General features: G+C 70.9%; 19 protein-coding genes and 1 pseudogene. 3 read left to right on the forward strand and 17 right to left on the reverse strand.

The window, feature by feature from the left end; translation table 11 throughout:
* Positions 1–203: 203 nt before the first annotated feature.
* Positions 204–1,070 (reverse strand): LysR family transcriptional regulator, encoded by an 867-nt coding sequence (locus ABZ801_RS34850; RefSeq protein ID WP_360706324.1) that lies wholly within the window; start codon positions 1,068–1,070, stop codon positions 204–206.
* Positions 1,071–1,166: 96 nt separating this feature from the next.
* On the opposite strand from ABZ801_RS34850, the gene ABZ801_RS34855 reads away from it, so the two are divergent.
* Both ABZ801_RS34855 and ABZ801_RS34860 read left to right on the forward strand, forming a co-directional pair.
* Positions 1,167–2,006 carry a TIGR03620 family F420-dependent LLM class oxidoreductase gene (locus ABZ801_RS34855; protein ID WP_360706328.1) on the forward strand — a complete coding sequence of 280 codons (840 nt, stop codon included), beginning with the start codon at positions 1,167–1,169 and terminating at the stop codon, positions 2,004–2,006.
* Between the two features lie 163 nt (positions 2,007–2,169).
* A pseudogene (locus ABZ801_RS34860) lies at positions 2,170–2,541 on the forward strand (transposase); the annotation flags it as partial.
* On the opposite strand, the gene ABZ801_RS34865 reads toward ABZ801_RS34860, so the two are convergent.
* The 3 genes from ABZ801_RS34865 to ABZ801_RS34875 all read right to left on the reverse strand — a co-directional run bounded on the left by ABZ801_RS34865 (position 2,499) and on the right by ABZ801_RS34875 (position 4,444).
* On the reverse strand, positions 2,499–2,783 hold the full coding sequence (locus ABZ801_RS34865; protein WP_360706331.1) for a DUF4158 domain-containing protein: 285 nt from the start codon (positions 2,781–2,783) through the stop codon (positions 2,499–2,501). The pseudogene ABZ801_RS34860 and the gene ABZ801_RS34865 sit on opposite strands and share 43 nt — an antisense overlap.
* 362 nt (positions 2,784–3,145) lie before the next feature.
* Entirely contained in the window at positions 3,146–3,373 is a 228-nt protein-coding gene (locus ABZ801_RS34870; RefSeq protein ID WP_360706334.1) for an FAD-dependent monooxygenase, read from the reverse strand.
* A 141-nt stretch (positions 3,374–3,514) separates the two neighbouring features.
* Positions 3,515–4,444: an AsnC family transcriptional regulator gene (locus tag ABZ801_RS34875; RefSeq protein WP_360706337.1), complete on the reverse strand. Its 930-nt coding sequence runs from the start codon at positions 4,442–4,444 to the stop codon at positions 3,515–3,517.
* 108 nt (positions 4,445–4,552) lie between these two features.
* Between ABZ801_RS34875 and ABZ801_RS34880 the strand changes: the two genes are divergently transcribed.
* Entirely contained in the window at positions 4,553–5,416 is an 864-nt protein-coding gene (locus ABZ801_RS34880; protein WP_360706339.1) for an NAD(P)H-binding protein, read from the forward strand.
* 189 nt (positions 5,417–5,605) lie between these two features.
* Here the strand turns inward: ABZ801_RS34880 and ABZ801_RS34885 are convergent, their stop codons facing one another.
* The 13 genes from ABZ801_RS34885 to ABZ801_RS34945 form a co-directional block, all read right to left on the reverse strand.
* Positions 5,606–5,842, reverse strand: a complete 237-nt coding sequence (locus ABZ801_RS34885) for a hypothetical protein (protein WP_360706342.1) — start codon at positions 5,840–5,842, stop codon at positions 5,606–5,608.
* Positions 5,843–6,166: 324 nt separating this feature from the next.
* A complete protein-coding gene (locus tag ABZ801_RS34890) occupies positions 6,167–6,385 on the reverse strand; it encodes a hypothetical protein (protein WP_360706345.1) in 219 nt (72 codons plus the stop codon).
* 16 nt (positions 6,386–6,401) lie between these two features.
* A complete protein-coding gene (locus ABZ801_RS34895) occupies positions 6,402–6,911 on the reverse strand; it encodes a hypothetical protein (protein ID WP_360706348.1) in 510 nt (169 codons plus the stop codon).
* 14 nt (positions 6,912–6,925) lie between these two features.
* Positions 6,926–7,723 carry a hypothetical protein gene (locus tag ABZ801_RS34900; protein ID WP_360706351.1) on the reverse strand — a complete coding sequence of 266 codons (798 nt, stop codon included), beginning with the start codon at positions 7,721–7,723 and terminating at the stop codon, positions 6,926–6,928.
* 31 nt (positions 7,724–7,754) lie between these two features.
* Entirely contained in the window at positions 7,755–8,315 is a 561-nt protein-coding gene (locus ABZ801_RS34905) for a hypothetical protein (RefSeq protein ID WP_360706354.1), read from the reverse strand.
* 16 nt (positions 8,316–8,331) lie between these two features.
* On the reverse strand, positions 8,332–8,832 hold the full coding sequence (locus ABZ801_RS34910) for a hypothetical protein (protein WP_360706357.1): 501 nt from the start codon (positions 8,830–8,832) through the stop codon (positions 8,332–8,334).
* Entirely contained in the window at positions 8,832–10,088 is a 1,257-nt protein-coding gene (locus ABZ801_RS34915; protein ID WP_360706360.1) for an MlaD family protein, read from the reverse strand. Before ABZ801_RS34915 ends, ABZ801_RS34910 begins: the two co-directional genes overlap by 1 nt.
* Positions 10,088–11,206, reverse strand: coding sequence for an MCE family protein (locus tag ABZ801_RS34920; protein WP_360706362.1), 1,119 nt, complete (start codon positions 11,204–11,206; stop codon positions 10,088–10,090). The genes ABZ801_RS34915 and ABZ801_RS34920 overlap by 1 nt, the downstream gene beginning before the upstream one ends.
* Positions 11,206–12,258 (reverse strand): MCE family protein, encoded by a 1,053-nt coding sequence (locus ABZ801_RS34925; protein ID WP_344939125.1) that lies wholly within the window; start codon positions 12,256–12,258, stop codon positions 11,206–11,208. The genes ABZ801_RS34920 and ABZ801_RS34925 overlap by 1 nt, the downstream gene beginning before the upstream one ends.
* Positions 12,258–13,331 carry an MCE family protein gene (locus ABZ801_RS34930; RefSeq protein ID WP_360706365.1) on the reverse strand — a complete coding sequence of 358 codons (1,074 nt, stop codon included), beginning with the start codon at positions 13,329–13,331 and terminating at the stop codon, positions 12,258–12,260. The genes ABZ801_RS34925 and ABZ801_RS34930 overlap by 1 nt, the downstream gene beginning before the upstream one ends.
* Complete coding sequence (locus ABZ801_RS34935) at positions 13,328–14,371, reverse strand: MCE family protein (protein WP_360706368.1); 1,044 nt, start codon at positions 14,369–14,371, stop codon at positions 13,328–13,330. The genes ABZ801_RS34930 and ABZ801_RS34935 overlap by 4 nt, the downstream gene beginning before the upstream one ends.
* Positions 14,368–15,624 (reverse strand): MCE family protein, encoded by a 1,257-nt coding sequence (locus ABZ801_RS34940; RefSeq protein WP_360706371.1) that lies wholly within the window; start codon positions 15,622–15,624, stop codon positions 14,368–14,370. Before ABZ801_RS34940 ends, ABZ801_RS34935 begins: the two co-directional genes overlap by 4 nt.
* Positions 15,621–16,466, reverse strand: a complete 846-nt coding sequence (locus ABZ801_RS34945; RefSeq protein ID WP_344939138.1) for an ABC transporter permease — start codon at positions 16,464–16,466, stop codon at positions 15,621–15,623. The genes ABZ801_RS34940 and ABZ801_RS34945 overlap by 4 nt, the downstream gene beginning before the upstream one ends.

The raw sequence follows: 16,466 nt of genomic DNA on the forward strand, positions 1-16,466 counted from the left end.
CCGGTCACCCTTGTGGACCCCGCCCTACCTCCCGTGCTGGCCTATCCGATCCCAGGCCGTCCCTCTCCGGCCCTCGCCGCAGGCGACCCGCTGGTCGCCCTGCTGGGGCAGACACGCGCGCAGATCCTCAACTGCATCGCCCGCGCTCCCGGCTGCAGCACCAGCGAACTGGCCCGCCGCGCGCGGGTGCCGCTCTCGACGGGTCAATCTCCGAAGGCTGCCTGGTGGGCAGCGGCGCAGGTGGGCGGGAGGTCGACCGGTACCACGACGCTGCCGATGATCGTGGTCTGCGGTGCGAACGGGATCGCCCGCACCCGGGTGGAGCGGATCTCCGCGACCTGGTCGCCTGGCAGCACGGTCCAGCTACGCGGATTGAAACCGATCTCGACGATCGTGTCCTGGACCGTCCCGGCAGGACGGCCGACCCGAGTTTCGACCCCGGCCTTCCGTATCGCGGCTTTCAAAGCCTCCGGCAGGAACAGGCCGTGGTCCCGCGACGGGATCCGCAGTTCGCCAACGGCGAGATCGGCCAGGTCGACTGTCGAGCGACCCGCGGCGAGGTGCTGTACGGACACGATCGCGAACAGCTGCTCCGTCCACGTCGGCAGCACCCTCAGCCCGGGTGCCGAACGTACCCCCCGGGCCAGTGCCAGATCGATCTCCCCCCGTCGCACGGTGTCCAGACGAGCCGCCAGTGGAAGGTCGACCAGTACGACGTCGACGCCGAGCGCCGCGGGGTGCTCGCGCAGCGCGTCGATCCCGCGCTCCAGGCGAGCGGTGAACCCGGCGGCGGTACCGATGCGCATGCTGCCCGCCGGCGCACCGGCGGCGGCCTGGACCCGATCCGCGGCCGCGAGCGCATCACGCGCCGCGGCGAGCACCCGGTGCCCCGCAGCAGTGAGCCGGACCCGGCGCGGTGAACGGTCCAGCAGCCGGACTCCCAGCTCCCGTTCCAGTTGGGCGATCCGCCTGCTGACCGCGGGCTGGGCGATGTGCAGCCGCTCGGCGGCCCGCCCGAAGTGCAGTTCGTCGGCGACCGCAACGAAGTAGCGCAGTGCGCGCAGTTCCACCGATCCGCCCCCTGCTCTGCGACGATGCCTCCAGGTTATCGAGCGCGTCGGAAATGGTCCTGGTTTCCGATGGGGGCGTGGTGCTGGGATCGGATCATGGATATCGATCTGGGTCTGCTCGGCGCCCACCTCCGCGAGCATGAGGTAAGCCCGGAGAGCGCGGTGGAGGTGGAGCGGGCCGGATATGGCACGCTTTGGCTGGACGCATCGCCACCGGCCGACCTCACCCTCGCGGAGAGGCTGCTTGACGCCACCACCCGGCTGGTGGTCGGCACGAGCGTGGTCAACGTGTGGACCGCTGACGCCGAGACTGTCGCCGCCTCCTACCACCGAATCGTCGCCAGGTACCCCAGCCGGTTCCTTCTCGGGGTCGGGATCGGGCACCGCGAGGTCCACGCCGAGTGGGCGTCGCCATATGCCACCCTGGTGTCCTACCTGGACCAACTGGCGTTGGCCGGCGTCCCGGCCGAGCGGGTAGTGCTGGCCGCCCTCGGTCCGAGAATGATGCGGTTGGCCCGCGACCGCACCGCGGGTGCCATCCCCTGCATGGTCACGCCCGATCACACCCGGTGGGCGAGGGAGGTCCTGGGTGCGGGCAAGCTGCTACTTCCCGGCCACTTCGCGCTTGCGGAGCCCGACGTCGAGCGGGCCCGCGCCGTTGCCCGGGCCGCACCGCCTGGCAAGGCGTTGCAGGTCACCAACTACGCCAGTAACCTCCGGCGGCTGGGCTTCACCGACGAGGACCTCTCCGGGACCGGTAGCGACCGCCTCATCGACGCACTGCTCGCCTACGGCGACCCGGCCGACCTCGCGCGCGGCCTGACCGCGCACCTCGATGCCGGCGCGGACCAAGTCGGCGTCTACCCCCTCGGCGACGACCCCGTCGCCACCCTCCGAACGGTCGCCGACGCCGTGCTGGCCATCATGCCCGAGTGACCGGGTGGGAACGCGTCGGCGTCCACGTTGGTGAGCACCACAACCTCCGGTGCGGGTCCGCGCCAACTGCGTTCGAGTAGTCGCGGCCCGCGAGGAGGCTGGGTGCAGGAATTAGCGGTAGGGAGCTGATCTACGTTTCGGTTCGGTGACGGGGCGGGTTTGGCTTGGTGAGGGCACCACAGCCCGCGTTCTGCTGGAGGTCGGCGACGGCTCCGGCTTCCCGACCGCCGGTCACCTGGCCGCCTACGCCGGTCTGGCCCCGGTCACCCGGCATTCGGGCACCTCCATCCGGGGCGAACACCCACCCAAAGGCGGCAACAAACACCTCAAACGCGCCATGTTCCTGGCCGCGTTCGCATCCCTGGCCCACCCCGTCTCACAGGCCTACTACCAGCGCAAACGCGACCAAGGCAAGCGACACAACGCCGCTCTGATCTGCCTGGCCCGCCGCCGCTGCGACGTGTTGTTCGCCATGCTCCGTGACGGCACCACCTACCAACCCCCCGCCTCAAAGGCCACCCCGCAGGCTGCTTGACAGAACCCATAGGGACACCCCCCCGGCACATCAAGGGGATCCTCCAGAAACGCCCCCAGCCAGCGCACCGTCACCAACTGCAGGGCGAGCCCAAGCCGCATGTGATCGCCACGCCGCTGCCCGACCAGCGCCCGATCCTCGTCATCGAAAAAGAACACCCACTCCAGATCAGCCTGCGTCGGCGGTCCCGCGAACCGCCCGTACGCCGCCGCCTCATCATCAGTCAAGGACTTCACAGGCACACGCCGCAAAAGTAGGACCGACTCACCGATAGGCAACCCAGAGTCACCAAACCGTTACAGAACTGGCGTCCCGCTCGACGTCATCCGCATCGGAACGGCCAGTAACGACAAGAGGCGCCCGCCGGGCTCCTTAACGTGACTGGCCGTTCGGTTGCTGCTCAAGCCCCGTGACCTGCGGGAACGTCGTCTCAGATAGGTCGCCCGCTGAACGTCTCACTGAACGAGGGCTAATTGCCACGCTCGATGCCGGTCCTCGTGCCCGCCGAATCCCTGCGGGTCAGCGGCACATCCGTTGGATTTTCCGCCAGGACTACCGGGACCCCGGGTACGGCCGGAGTGCGCCAAAGCCCATCGTGCTGGTGTCAGCCGCGCTGTCCGCCAGGGAGGAACTTGTCGAGCGCGGCAACGCTGTGCGTGACAGCGGCTGCGCCGTACTCGATCATGCGAGTCTCGTAGTCGTCGATGGCCTCGCGAAGCTCTCGACGCCCATGGACGACATCGGCCAGGTTGCGCCGCAGAAGGTCCGCGTCGCGCAGCGCGGTGTTGGCGCCGTTGCCGCCGCTGGGTGATGTGGCGTGAACGGCACTCACTGACAACAACGCTGCGCACAACACTCGCGGCTCGCCCGCGGTCCTTAGCGTGATTATTCGTTCCGTTGCTACATCACCCCCGCATCGGCCCCCGGGGTTTTCGGAGTGACGAATGGCCTCGCCTGGCGGCGATCTGAGGCATCAGGACAGGACGGTGCCCACCCGCTTGACCGTGCGGATCACGGGCGCGGTCTCCAACTCGCGCACACCGTCCAGCGGCGCCACCCGCTCGGTGAGGTAGCGGTAGAGGTCCTGGGTGTCACGGCAGGTCACCCCCGCCATGAGGTTGGTCGGGCCTGTGGTGGCCGCCACCACGTCGGCTTCGGGGTGAGCGGCCAGCGCGGCACCGACCGCGGCTAGGGCCGACGGCTCCGCCTTCATCCACAGCCAGGCCTCGGCGTGGTACCCCAAGGCCTGTGGAGGGATCTCGACGTCGAACCTGAGCGCGCCACCGGATCGCAACTGGCCGAGGCGGCGCCGCACGGTGGTTTGCGACCATCCGCTGGCCGCTGCCAGCTCGCCGTACCCGGCCCGCCCGTCCTGGGCCAGCACGCGCAGCAGGGCATGATCCTCCTTACGCAGAGAGATCTCCATCTCCTGCGGCGGAGCCGGCCGGAGCCGCTCGGCCTGCTCCTCGGAGAGCACAGTGACCCGGCTGCGCCATCCGGCGAACATGTGCAGGGTCGCGTGTGCGGACATGGCGACAATGCGCGGGGTACGTGGCAGCTTCTTCAGCAACAGGGCGTCGCCTTCCCCGTCGCCACGGGTCTGGACGCCGCAGGCGATCTCGGTGCCGCCCGACAGCAGACGAACCCAGACGGTGTCGTCGCGGCGGGCGAGCGCCCCGGCCACCGAGCCGGCCGCGTCCGGCGTGCACACCAGGCGTACCGACCACGAGGTATGTCCGAAGCGCGGGCCGTTGAGCAGGCCGACCACCCGCAGAATGCCGTGTGAGCGCAGCTTCCGGTAACGGCGGGCGATGGTGTGCTCGGAGGTGCCAAGCACCTCGGCGATCGTACGGAAAGAGGCTCGACCGTCGATCTGGAGCGCATGCACGAGAGCGTGATCCATCGCATCCAGAGTGCTAGTTTTCACCATAGATCATTATGACATGCGACTTATAGCCGTTCTTTGCCCCGTGACCTACGCGGTCCACTGAGTCGGCGTGATCGTTGGGGCATGAGCACATACCTTGTCTTCGGCGCCACCGGAAACGTCGGCAGAAGGGTGGCCGAGCGGCTGGCCTGGGGCGGCGCCGCCGTGCGAGCCACGAGCCGCACCCCTGAGACCGCGAAGCTGCCGCACGACGTCGAAGTGATCACGCCGGACCTGGAGGCGCCCGGCGCTCTCGATGATGTCGAGGCGGCGTTCCTGATGTGGCCGTTCCACTCGGCCGAACCGGCCCGCCCCATCGTGGACGCGCTCAAGCGCGGCGTCCGCCGTGTCGTCTTCATGACCGGTGGCGGCGTTCGCCCCGGGCTCACTCCCGAGAAGCAGCCCAACCCGGTCGCCCGCTGGCACGCAACCGTGGAGCGCCTGATCGAGCAGTCGGGCATGGAATGGACGGTGCTGAGCCCCAGCACGTTCATGGCCAACACGCTGTGGTGGAGGGAGCAGATCAGGGCGGGTGACACCGTGCGCGGGGCTTTCGGCTCGCTGGCGATGGCACCGATTCACGAGGACGACATCGCGGCGGTGGCCGTACACGTGCTGACCCAAGGCGGGCACGACCGACGCCGTTACACCCTCACCAGCCCCGAGGTGCTGACCCAGGCCGAGCAGGTCCGGGTGATCGGCGAGGCAATCGGCCGCCCGCTGCGCTGGCAGGAGCTGTCGCCGGTGCAGGAGCGCGCCCGGCTGCTGGCCGATTCCGGCTTCCCCGACGGGTTCGTGGAGGAATTGCTCTCCGGCTACGCCAGGATGGCGGCGGGCCCGCCCCCAGCCGTCACCTCCACGGTGCACGACATCACCGGGGCGAGCGCCCGGCCGCTGTCGGTGTGGGCCGCCGAGCACGCTGCGGACTTCGGCGGCGAGCCGCGGTGAGAGTGCTTGTCATCGGCGCCGACCCTCGACGGTCTGGCCCTGGCCAACGGGCTGTGCAGGGTCGGCGCGGGCAGCAGGCCCACCCAACAGATCACCGAAACCCGCCACGGGCTCGACCGCACCGGCGCGCGTCGAGCCGGGCCGTGGTGCATACGGTCCTCGATCGGCTCGCGCGCTGGTCACGACTCTTCAGCCATGGGGTCGATGCCCAGTTCGGCGGCGGTGGACGCGGCGCAGCAGCCTGATCGCCGTGCGGGAGACCTTGCGCCAGTCGCCCTGGTGATACCAGCAGCAGGAGCCGAGGCCGCGGCGGCGGCCCAGCGGCAACTGGCGGGTGAGCCGCCAGGCCGGCGAGATCCCTTCTGGCATGCAGTCGGGCGTGCGGAACGGGCTGGTGCGCGGCAGCAGCACGACGGGCAGCACCATGAACCGGGTAAAGACGTTGCTGGTGCCGCGGAGATGAGCAGCAGGGCGCTGGTCAACTCGCTGGGGTGCGGCCGGGAGGGCCCCTGGCGACGGCGCAGGTCCGCATCGGTCAGGTCCAAGCCTCGCCAGCGCGTCCCCGGCAGCCACGTAGAAAGCGCTGAACAAGGGCGTGCACTCGGCCAAGGCCAGCGGGATACCCGCGATCTTCGACAGTTGGCTCCGGCCTCGACGATGTCACCGCGTGATCGGGCTTCACGCCGGGCACGCCGTCACAAGAGGCGTACGGTGGCTTCTATGGGCGTTGCCCCAGCCGTGGGGGCACGGTTACTTGTGGTGGACGACGATCCGAGACTCGTCAAGGTCGTCGTGAGCCTGCTTCACAAGCGGGGCCATCAGGTGGAGTCGGTGCCCAACGGCGAGCTGGCCCGCCACGCCGTGGACCTCGTCGGATCCACCCGGCTGGCGGCGACCCGTCCGCCCGGGGAGGTCGTCGCGCTGCTCAACGAGTTCTTCGCGGTGGTCGTCGAGGTCGTCAATCGGCACGGCTCGCGCCGCATCCTCAGGAGAAGGTGTCGATCGCCGCGATGCGCCAGCGGCCGTCCCGGCGGATCGCGTCCACGGCCAGCATCGCGCCCGCGTAGGAACTCGTGCCGTCCGTGCCGCGCGTGCTGCGCTGGTCGGCGAACAGCAGCAGCCGCGCCCGCTCGCCCTGCAGCATCCTCACCGCCCCGTTGGTGACGGTCGTGGTGAGCACCAGCTTCTGCATCGGCGCCTGCCTGCGCACCGTGGCGAACATGGCGTCGTACTGCCGGACGGCCCGGCCGACGAGCAGGTTATGGGCGGCGCGCTCGGTCTTGTCGACGTCGGCGTAGTTGTAGGAGAACACCGTGTTCACCACGTCGGTGACCTGGCCTTTGACTTCGCTGGTGCGGGCGTTGTCGGCGAGAGCGGCGTTGCGCGCGGAGGGGGTATCGCGCAGGGCTGCCGCTTCCCGGTGCGACCAGACGGCGAACGCGACCAGCAGAACGGTGGCGGTGCCGAGCGCGACGGGCAGGTTGATGGCTCGCATGGCGGTGACCCTTCCTAGGGGTTCGCGATGGGTGCCTGGCCGAGCCCGCTGATCTTCCATCCGTCGGCGGTCCTGGTGAGCTCGCCGACGAGGCGGCTCTTCTTGACCGCGGGCTCCCCCTCGGGCGGGGTGACGGTGATCTGGACGGCGACGAGGACGCGAGCCTTCCCGGCGTGCTCGTCCAACTCGGTGACCGCGGCCTCCAGGACCTTGGCGGCGGTGACCGTCCGGGCCTCGCGCACGCGCTGCTCGAACTGCGCCCGGCCCTGAACGATATCCCGGTACAGGTCGCCGGTGGCGGACTCCTGCCAGGCCTTGAGGCTCCGGTCGAGGGACCGATAGTCCAGGGTGCTGAGGTTCTGAACCCCCTGCTCTGCACTCCGCAGCACCTGATCGCGCGTCGCCGCGTAACGCAACGAGTCGTCATGCCTGGCTGCGTAGCGGGACCACCCGAACCACCCGGCGGCAACCGCCGCCACCACCGTCAGCACGATCGCGATTACCTGGACCGGATCCGCTCCCCACGGAATCCAGCGCCGCCTCCCACCCGGCACAACCTCGTCCTCAGAGTCCTCGGCGCGCTTCTGGCCGGACATGTCGGCGTCGTTCCGGGCAGGCTTCTGGGCGGGCTTATCGGCCCGCCCACCGCCAGGGTCGTCGCCAGGTTCGGCGGCGGGGTTTTCGCCGGACGTGTCCGTGGACTTCTCGCCGGGCTCGTCGCCACGCATGTCATGGGACGTGGCGCCGGGCTCGTCGGCGGGGCTGTCGGCGCGGGAGGTGGTCGTGGTGTCCGCCTCGGTGGTGTTCGGCATGGAAGTCGGTTCCTCTGGCAGGTCGTTCGGGTCAACGAGAGCTGATCTCCGTGATGCGCCACTGGCCGTTGTGCCGGTGGGCCGTCACCGAGAGTTGCGCGGCCGCCGGTGAGGCGGCGGGCCTTCCGGCGCGGGTGGCGGCCTGGTCGAGGAAGACCAGCAGGCGGGCCGTGTCGCCGGTGAGGCTGACCAGGCCGGCGCGCACGACCCTGGTGCGCAGCGCGAGCCGCTGTGCCGGTGCCTGCCGTCTCACCTGGGGGAAGAGGCGCCGGTAGTCGTGGGCGGCCCGGCCGGACAGGGCGTCGGCGGCGGCGCGCTCGGTGGCGGCGGTGTCGTCCGGGTCGTAGGAGAAGATCCGGGTCAGGGCGTTCCCCACGTCGCCGATGACCTCCGTTGTGGCGGCGGTGTCGACGAGCGCCCGGTTCGCCGAGGCGGCCTCCTCCGCGCCGGCGGGTCCGCGCAGGGCCAACAGGCCGCATCCGGCGAGTGCGACGAACGCCGCGACGACGAACAGCCGGTGAGGCCGGCGTGGTCGGTGGTCGGCTGGGGCGTTCGTGGCCGTTCGGGGGCGGTCCTCCTGCGTTTCGGGCACCGATCGCGTTCCTTTCTCAGCGGGCACTGACCGGGAGCACGGTGAGCGACTTGAGCCGCCACCCGCTGGACGTGCGGGTAAGACCGGCCTCGTAGCGCTTGCGCTGGACGGTGGTCTGCCCACCCTGCGGTGTCAGCCTGATCCGCACCGCGGCGATGAGCTGGGCGGTGCCCGTCCGCACGTCCAGGGACGTCACCGCGGCGTCGTCCACGTTCGCCACGGCCGATGTGCGGGCCCGCAGGATCTTCTGGCGGCTGGTCGCCGACTCGCGCTGGAGGCGGTCGCGCAGCGGCCCGGTGGAGGCGTCCCGCCACCGCCGCAGCCCCTCGTCGGGGCGGGTCCAGTCGATGCTGTTGAGCATGGCCACCTCTCGGGTGCCGGTGCGAAGCACCAGGTCGCGTTCGCGGGCGAAGGCCGTCGCGTCGGAGTCGTGCCAGGTCTGCCACAGGGCCCGTCCGGACCAGGAGAGGAACGTCACGGCCAGCGCGAGCGCCACCCATGCGGCGATGCGGGTCATCAGCTTCCCCCTTTCGCCATTCCGAGCAGGGCGGACATGTCCGAGGGGGGTGATGAGGGGGGCAGGGCCGGCAGGCCGAGGGCGCCTGGCAGGGACGACGTGCTCGTGTCGCCGAGGACGGAGCCGGGCACGGCCGGAGTGGGCACTGCGCCGCGTGGGGCGTTGGCGGCGCCGCGCACGTTCACCCCGCTGGAGGCGGGCATGGCGCAGCGCGCCGCCGTGTTCAGCGGCGGTCCGGGAGAGGTGTCGAGGCCGTTGCGGTAGGTGGTGGCGCCGTATCCCCTGGTGCAGGGCAGCGGCTGGAAGAACGTGGTCACCATGCCGAAGTCGAGCGTGCCGCCCTCGATCATCGACGAGCCGGCGGCGACCGCGCGGGGCAGCTTGACCAGCAGTTCCTCCGTGCCATCCACCCGAGTGAGGAGCAGCTCGGAGGTGGTGAGCAGATTGGCGACCAGGACGCCGAGGTCGGGGTCCAGGTCGCGGACCAGCCCGGCGAACTGCTCCGACGCCCCGGGGGCGGCGGCGATCAGACGGCGAAGGTCGCCGTCGGACGTCCGCAGCTGCCGGGCCAGCAGCCGTGCGTCGCGGGCGAACGACTTGAGCGCCTCGGCCTCGTCGTTCTGGGTCCGCAGCACCGTCTCGGCGTCCTCGATGAGCCGCCTGGTCGGTTCGGCGTGCTCGTTGGCCGCCTGTGTGAACGCGCCGGCGTTGTCCAGGAGCATCTGGAGGTTCTGGCTCTGCCCGTTGAACGCTTCGCCGAGCTCGTCGACCATCGTGCGCAGGTCGCCCAGCGGCACCGAGGCCGCCAGGTCGTCGACGCTCTTGAGCAGATCTGTGACCGGCGCGGGGGTCGTGGTCGCGGCGCGTTCGATCCGCGAGCCGGCCGCGAGGTAGGGGCCGCCCGCGGTCTGCGGGCTCAGGTCGATGTACTGCTCACCGACGGCGGAGCGGTTCGCCACGACCGCCGTCGTTCGCGCCGGGATTCTCGGCGCGGACTTCTTGATGTGCAGCTCGGCGACGACGCCGTCGTCGGTCAGCCGTACCGGGCCGACCCGTCCGACGGACACGCCCCGGTACGTCACGTCCGCGTACCGCAGCAGCCCGCCCGCCTGAGCGAGTTCGACGTTGACCACGTAGTAGTCGCGGTAGCCGACGTAGGCGCCGAGCGCCGCGTACCGGACGCCGACGAACGCCAGCGTGCAGACGGCGATCACCAGGAAGGCGAACACCTTGAGCCGGGTGGCGATCGTGAGCATCAGTCCTGCCCTCCTCCGGACGCGGGGGCGATCGGGGGCGCGACGGTCTCGGCGCCGGGGAGCGGCAGCGGCGGGCCCGTGCCTTTGCGGGGCTGGGCGTCCTGTCCGCTCGGCTTGACCGGCGGAACGATCTGGGTGCCGGGGGCGGCGGACACCGACAGGTACACGTTCAGGTAGTCGCCCTTGATGGCGGGCAGGACGGCGTCGGTGAACGGGTAGGTGAGCAGGACCTGCAGCGACCGCGGCAGGTCGCGGCCCGCCTCGCCCAGCCTCCGCAGGGTCGGCTCCAGTGCCTTGAGGTCGGCGACCAGGTCCTCTTTGCTCCTGTTCACGGTGTCGACCGCGACGGCGGCCAGCCGGTCGAGCGCCCGGAGCATCTCGACCAGCGCGCCGCGCTGCTGTTCGAGCACCTTCAGCCCGGGGCCGAGGTCGCTCAGCACCGTGTTGATCTGCGCTTGGCGGCCGTTCAGCGTGGCCGACAGCCGGTTGACGCCGTCCAGCGCGTCGGTGATGCCCTTGCGGTTGCCGTCCAGCGTGCCGGTCAGCTCCGCGACCCGCTGGAACATTGACCGGACCTGGGGTTCGTTGCCGCCCAGGGCGTGGTTGAGCTCTTTGGTGATGGTCTGGATCTGGTTGAGACCGCCGCCGTTGAGCAGCAGCGACAGCGCGCCGAACACCTCCTCGACCTCGACGTTGCGGTTGGTCCGCGACACCGGGATCACGCTGCCGGCGGTCAGGCGTCCCGTCGCGCCGCCGGGTGGTGGGGCCAGCTCGATGTACTTCTCGCCGAGCAGGCTCGACTGCCGCACCTGCGCGTAGGCGTTGGCGGGCAGCCGCACCTCGCCGTTGACCAGCAGCGTGACCTCCGCCGTCCACCCGCCGGGCGGCAGCGACACATCGGCGACGCGGCCCACCGCCACGTCGTTGACCTTCACCGCCGACTGCGGCACCAGGTTCAGCACGTTCGCGAACCGGGCCTTCACCGTGTACGGGTGGTCGCCGAGGTCCGGGCCGCCGGGGAGCGGGATGTCCTGGACGCCCCGGACTCCCCCGAACCCGCAGCCGGAGAGCGCGGTGGCCACCAACCCCAGTGCTCCTGCCAGCCGGCGGACACGCATCAGCGGCCACCTCCATCCACCGTCGGAAGGGGAAGCGGCGGACCGGCCCCGCCGCCTGCGCTCAGCTCGTTGAGGTTGGCGCGTCCCATGAGCGACCCGGTCTGCGGGTCGTAGGCGTTGAGGACGTTCTGCACGTTGAGCGGCTGCACGTCGAGAGCCTCGGCGAGGGACCGGCGCTGCTCGACGAGCACCTGCGTGATCGAGGCGAGCTTGCCGACATTCGATTTCAGCAGCGCGCGGTTGTCCTCGACGAAGGTCTTCACCTTGCCGAGCGCCTCGGCCAGCAGCCGCAGCGCGGCGGCGAGGTCTGCGCGGTCGGCGGCCAGGAACCCGGTGACGTCGGCGAGCTGCCGTTCTGCCTGCCGGACCTGGGCGTCGTTGTCGCGCAGCATGCCGGTGAACCTGCGCAGGTTGTCGACCGTGGCGAAGAGGTCCCGCTGTGAACCGTTCAGAGTCTTGGCGGCTCGGCCGAGCTGCTCGATCGTCCGGCCCGCCGCGCGGCCGTTGCCGTCGAGGTTGGCCGCGCCGGTGCGGATCGCGTCCGACAGCGCCCCGTCGCGGTTGAGCCCGTCCGGGCCGAGGTCGGTGGCGAGCTTGCTGACCGTCGCGTACAGCTGGTCGATCTCCATGGGGGTGCCGGTGCGCTCCACCGGGATGACCGCCCCGTCGGCCAGCCGCGGGCCGCCTGTGTAGACGGGGGTCAGCTGGACGTACCGGTCGGCGACGACGCTGGGCGCGATCACCAGCGCGCCCGCGTTCGCCGGGACCAGGACCGTCCGGTCCAGGCGCATGTCCACCCGGACCCGGCTGGGCTCCGGCCGGACGGACCGGATGGCGCCGACCTTCAGGCCCAGCACCCGCACGTCCGAGCCTTCGTGAACACCCACGGCCTTCCTGAAGTAGGCGGTCACCGTGTAGCCGGGGTCGTCATCGAACGCGGCGAGCGCCGTGCCCGCGAGCACGACGGCCGCCACACCGGCGGTCACGACGAAGGCCGCACGACGTAGCCTCCGCAGCCCCGCGATGACCTTCTTCCGAGATGGCGACGGCATCAGCGGCCCCCTTGCTTGGGCGGCATGCATCCCTTCGCGGGGGGCGTGCCGGGAGGCAGGTAGTTCTTGGGGACGACGCCGCACAGGTAGCCGTCCATCCACCGGCCGTTGCCGAGCGAGTTGCCCAGCAGGCGGGTGTAGGTCCCGGCCAGTGACAGCGCCCGGTTCAGGTCGGCCCGGTTGCGTTCGAGCAGGGCGGTGACCTCCTGGAGGGAGCGCAGGGTCGCGCCGAGCTGCCGCCGGTTGTCGTCCACCAGCCCCGACAGCTCGGCGGACAGCCGCTGTGTCCCGACCAGCAGGCCGTGGACCGCGTCACGGCGGCGCCGCAGCTCGGCGAGCAGCAGGTTGCCGTCCTTGAGCAGCGTCTCGAGCTGGGCGTTCTGGCCGGCCACGGTGCCGGAGATCCGGTTCGCTCCGGCGAGCAGCCTGCGCAGTTCGGCGTCGCGGGAGGCGATCGTCTTCGACAGGGCGGTGACGCCGTCCAGAGCCTTGCGCATGGCGGGCGGCGTGCCCGCGAAGGTCTGCGAAAGCGTCCGCAGGCTCTGCGCGAGCTTGGGCGAGTCGAGCTCGGCCAGGGAGCCGCTGAGGTCGTCGAACGCGGTGGTCACGTCGTACGGCGAGGTGGTACGGGCCACCGGGATCGGGGTGCGCGGGTCCTGCGCGCCGGTGCCGAGCGGGTCGACGGCCAGGTACTTGTCGCCCAGCACCGTCTTGATGGCGATCGCGGCGGTGCTGGCGTTGCCGATCCAGGTGCTCTTGACGCGGAACGTCACCCGGACCTTGCCGCTGTTCAGCCGCACGCCGGTCACCTTGCCGACCTTGACGCCCGCCACCCGCACCTCGTTGCCGGGACGCAGCCCGGCCGCCTCGGTGAAGTCGGCGGCGTAGCCGGTGCCGCCGCCGATGACCGGCAGGTCGGCGGCGCGGAACGCCACCGTCCCCGCGACGATGAAGGCGACCATGCCGACGATGAACACGGTGATCGGGTTCCATTCGCGGACCGGCCGCACCAGGGGCCGCCCGGATCGCTCGGCCCGCCTGCCTCGCCTTCGGATGCGCGGCCGGCGGCTCATGACCGGCACCTGGCGTCGGTGAGCGGAATGCCGGTCGGTGGCGGCGGTTGCGCATCCGGGAACTGCTGGTACGAGGCGCCGCTGAGCCTGGCCTCGCACAGGTAGAGGTTGATCCAGGAGCCGTAGGAGCCGAGCCGGCCGATGGCCTGCATCTTCACCGGGAGCATGTCGAGGAATCTTTCGACCGTGGCGGACTCGTCGGCCAGGTTCTGGGAGAGCCGGCCGAGCCGGGCCACGTCCTCCTTCAGGGGGGCGCGGCTCTCCCCCAGCAACCCGGCGGTGCTGGCGGTGAGCTCGTCCAGCGCGCTCACCGCCGCGCCGATCGGCTCCCGGTCGGCGGCCAGCCCGGACACCAGGCGGCGCAGCGTGGTCACCAGGTCGACGAGCCGGCCGCTGTGCGCGTTGAGGTTGCCGATGACCGCGTTGAGGTTGCCGATGACCTGGCCGATCACCTGGTCCTTGCCCGCCAGCGTCGCGGTGAGCGAACCGATGGTGCCCAGCAGTTCCTCCATGGTGGCGCCCTCTCCCTGGAACACCTGGACGATCGACCCGGCGAGCTTGTTGACGTCGCCCGGCGACAGCGCCTGCATCAGCGGGCGGAACCCGTTGAACAGCTGCGTCAGGTCGAGCGCGGGGGTGGTGCGTTCGAGCGGGATGGTGCCGCCCGGCGGCAGGTCGCCGGGCGTCCCGGCGCCGCGCCCCAGCTCGACGTACCGCTGGCCGACCAGGTTGACGTACTTGATGGTCGCCGTGGCGGACGCCGGGAGCCGCCGATCGCGTTCGATCGAGAACCGCACCAGCGCGATCCGCCGTTGGGTGACGCCGACCCGATCCACCCGTCCGACCTGCACGCCGGCGATCCGCACGCTGTCGCCCACGCGCAGCCCGGAGGCGTCGGTGAACCTGGCCTGGTAGGAGACGGTCGCCCCGACGTCGGTCTGGGCGATGCTGACCGCCAGCACGAGGGTGGCCAGGCCGGTGCACGCGACGAACAGCAGCGACTTGATCAGCGGGGACAGCGTGCCGCCCGTGCGGCTCATCGCAGCGTCACCTCCGTGCCTCGGTAGACGGGGCCGAGCAGCACGCTGCTCCAGTCCGGCAGCGCCCCCGGCACTTCGTCCGGGCCGGACGCGAGCAGCTCGTTGATCAGGCGGTTCTCCTCCGGCGAGTTGGGCAGGCCGAGCCCGCCACGGCCGACCTTCACCGGGGTCGACGGGCCGCCGCCGTCATACGGGACGGGGTAGCAGGCCGGGCCGCCCTTGTCGTTGTAGACGGGGTCGTCCTTCCCCGGGCGGTACGCGCCGCGCGAACGCATCGTCGTGACGTCGACGTGCAGCCCCGGTCGCTTGCCGCCCTTGCCCAGGACCCGGTCCATCTTGGGGATGAAGTCGTTCAGCATCCGCAGCGTGCAGGGCAGCTCGGGCGAGTACTTCGCCAGCAGCTCCAGGGTGGGCCGGCTGTCGGCGGACAGCCGGATGATGTTCGCGGAGTTCTCCCGCAGGAAGCCCGTCAGGTCCCGGGACGCCGCGGTGACGGACGAGTACACGGTGCTCAGCTCCGCGCGCTGGTCCACCAGCGTGCGGCCGGTGTACGTGGCGTCGTCCAGTGCCTGCAGGATCTCGGGGACGGCCTCGTCGTAGTTGCGGGCCAGCCGGACCAGCTCGGTGATGTCCCGGTTGAGGGTGGGCAGGGACGGGTTCATCTTCTTCAGGTACGCGTCGAGCTCGCCCATCGTCCGCCCGAGCCGCGTGCCCCGGCCGTCGAGCGCCTGGGCGACCGCGCTGAGCGTCACCGACAGCTTGGCCGGTTCCACCGCCGTGAGCAGCGGCATCAGCTCGTCGAGGACCTCCTGCAGCTCGGTCGCGTTGGACGAGCGGTCCTGGCTGATGACACTGCCCGGTTCCAGCCGCCGCGGGCTCGGCCGCGCGGGCGGGATCAGCGCCACGTACCGCTGCCCGAACAGCGTGGTGGGCAGCATCTGCGCCGTCACGTCGGCGGGGATCAGCCGCAGCGCGTCCGGCTGCATCGCCAGCCTGAGCGTCGCGCCGGAGCCGCTGGTGTCGATCTCGCGGACCTCGCCGACCGTCACCCCGCGCAGCTTCACGTCCGCGTACGGGTGCAGTGAGTCGCCCGTGCTCGGGGTGCGCAGGATCACCCAGCTGACCTTGGTGAAGCGCTTGTCGTACACCGCGACCGACAGCGCGACCAGCAGCACCGGCACCATGAGGAAGGCCACGCCCGCGAGCCGCCGCTGCACCGTCGCGGCGAGATCGCCGCGCCTCCGCCCGCTCATCCGGCCACCTTCACGGTGGTCGTGGTGCCCCACAGCGCCAGGCTCACGAAGAAGTCGGTGATGCCGATCAGCAGGATCGAGGTGCGGACCGCCTTGCCGACGGCCTTACCCACTCCGGCCGGCCCGCCCCTGGCCCGGAAGCCGTAGTAGCAGTGCGACACGATCACCATGACGCTGAACAGGAAGACCTTGAGGAACGACAGCAGCACGTCCACCGGCGACAGGAACAGGCCGAAGTAGTGGTCGTAGGTCCCGGCCGACTGCCCGTTGAACACCGTCGTCACGAGCCGGGCCGAGAAGTAGGAGCTGACCAGCCCGATCCCGTACAGCGGGATGATCGCGACCGTGCCCGCCACGATCCGCGTCGTCACCAGGTACGGCAGGCTCGGGATGCCCATGACCTCCAGCGCGTCCACCTCGTCGTTGATGCGCATCGCGCCGAGCTGGGCGGTGAAACCGGCGCCGACGGTCGCGCTGAGCGCCAGCCCCGACACCAGCGGCGCGATCTCGCGGGTGTTGGCGTAGGCGGACGCGAATCCGGTGAACGCCGCCGACCCGATCTGCTGCAACGCCGAGTAGCCCTGCATGCCGACGACGACGCCGGTCGCGAGCGTCATCGCGACCATCACGCCGAGGGTGCCGCCGACCACGCCGAGGCCGCCGCTGCCGAACGCCACCTCGGCCAGCAGCCGCTGCACCTCCCTGAGATAGCGGCGGATCGCACGCGGCGTCCACAGCAGCGCCCGCAGGTAGAAGATGAGCTGGTCGCCGGGCTGGTCGAGGAACGCCAGCCAGCGCCCCGGGCGGCGCAGGAGCCGGAGACCGGGAAAGGGGAGAGCCAT

Origin of the sequence: Actinomadura sp. NPDC047616 (assembly GCF_040642915.1) — a bacterium.
Classification (GTDB): domain Bacteria; phylum Actinomycetota; class Actinomycetes; order Streptosporangiales; family Streptosporangiaceae; genus Spirillospora; species Spirillospora miaoliensis.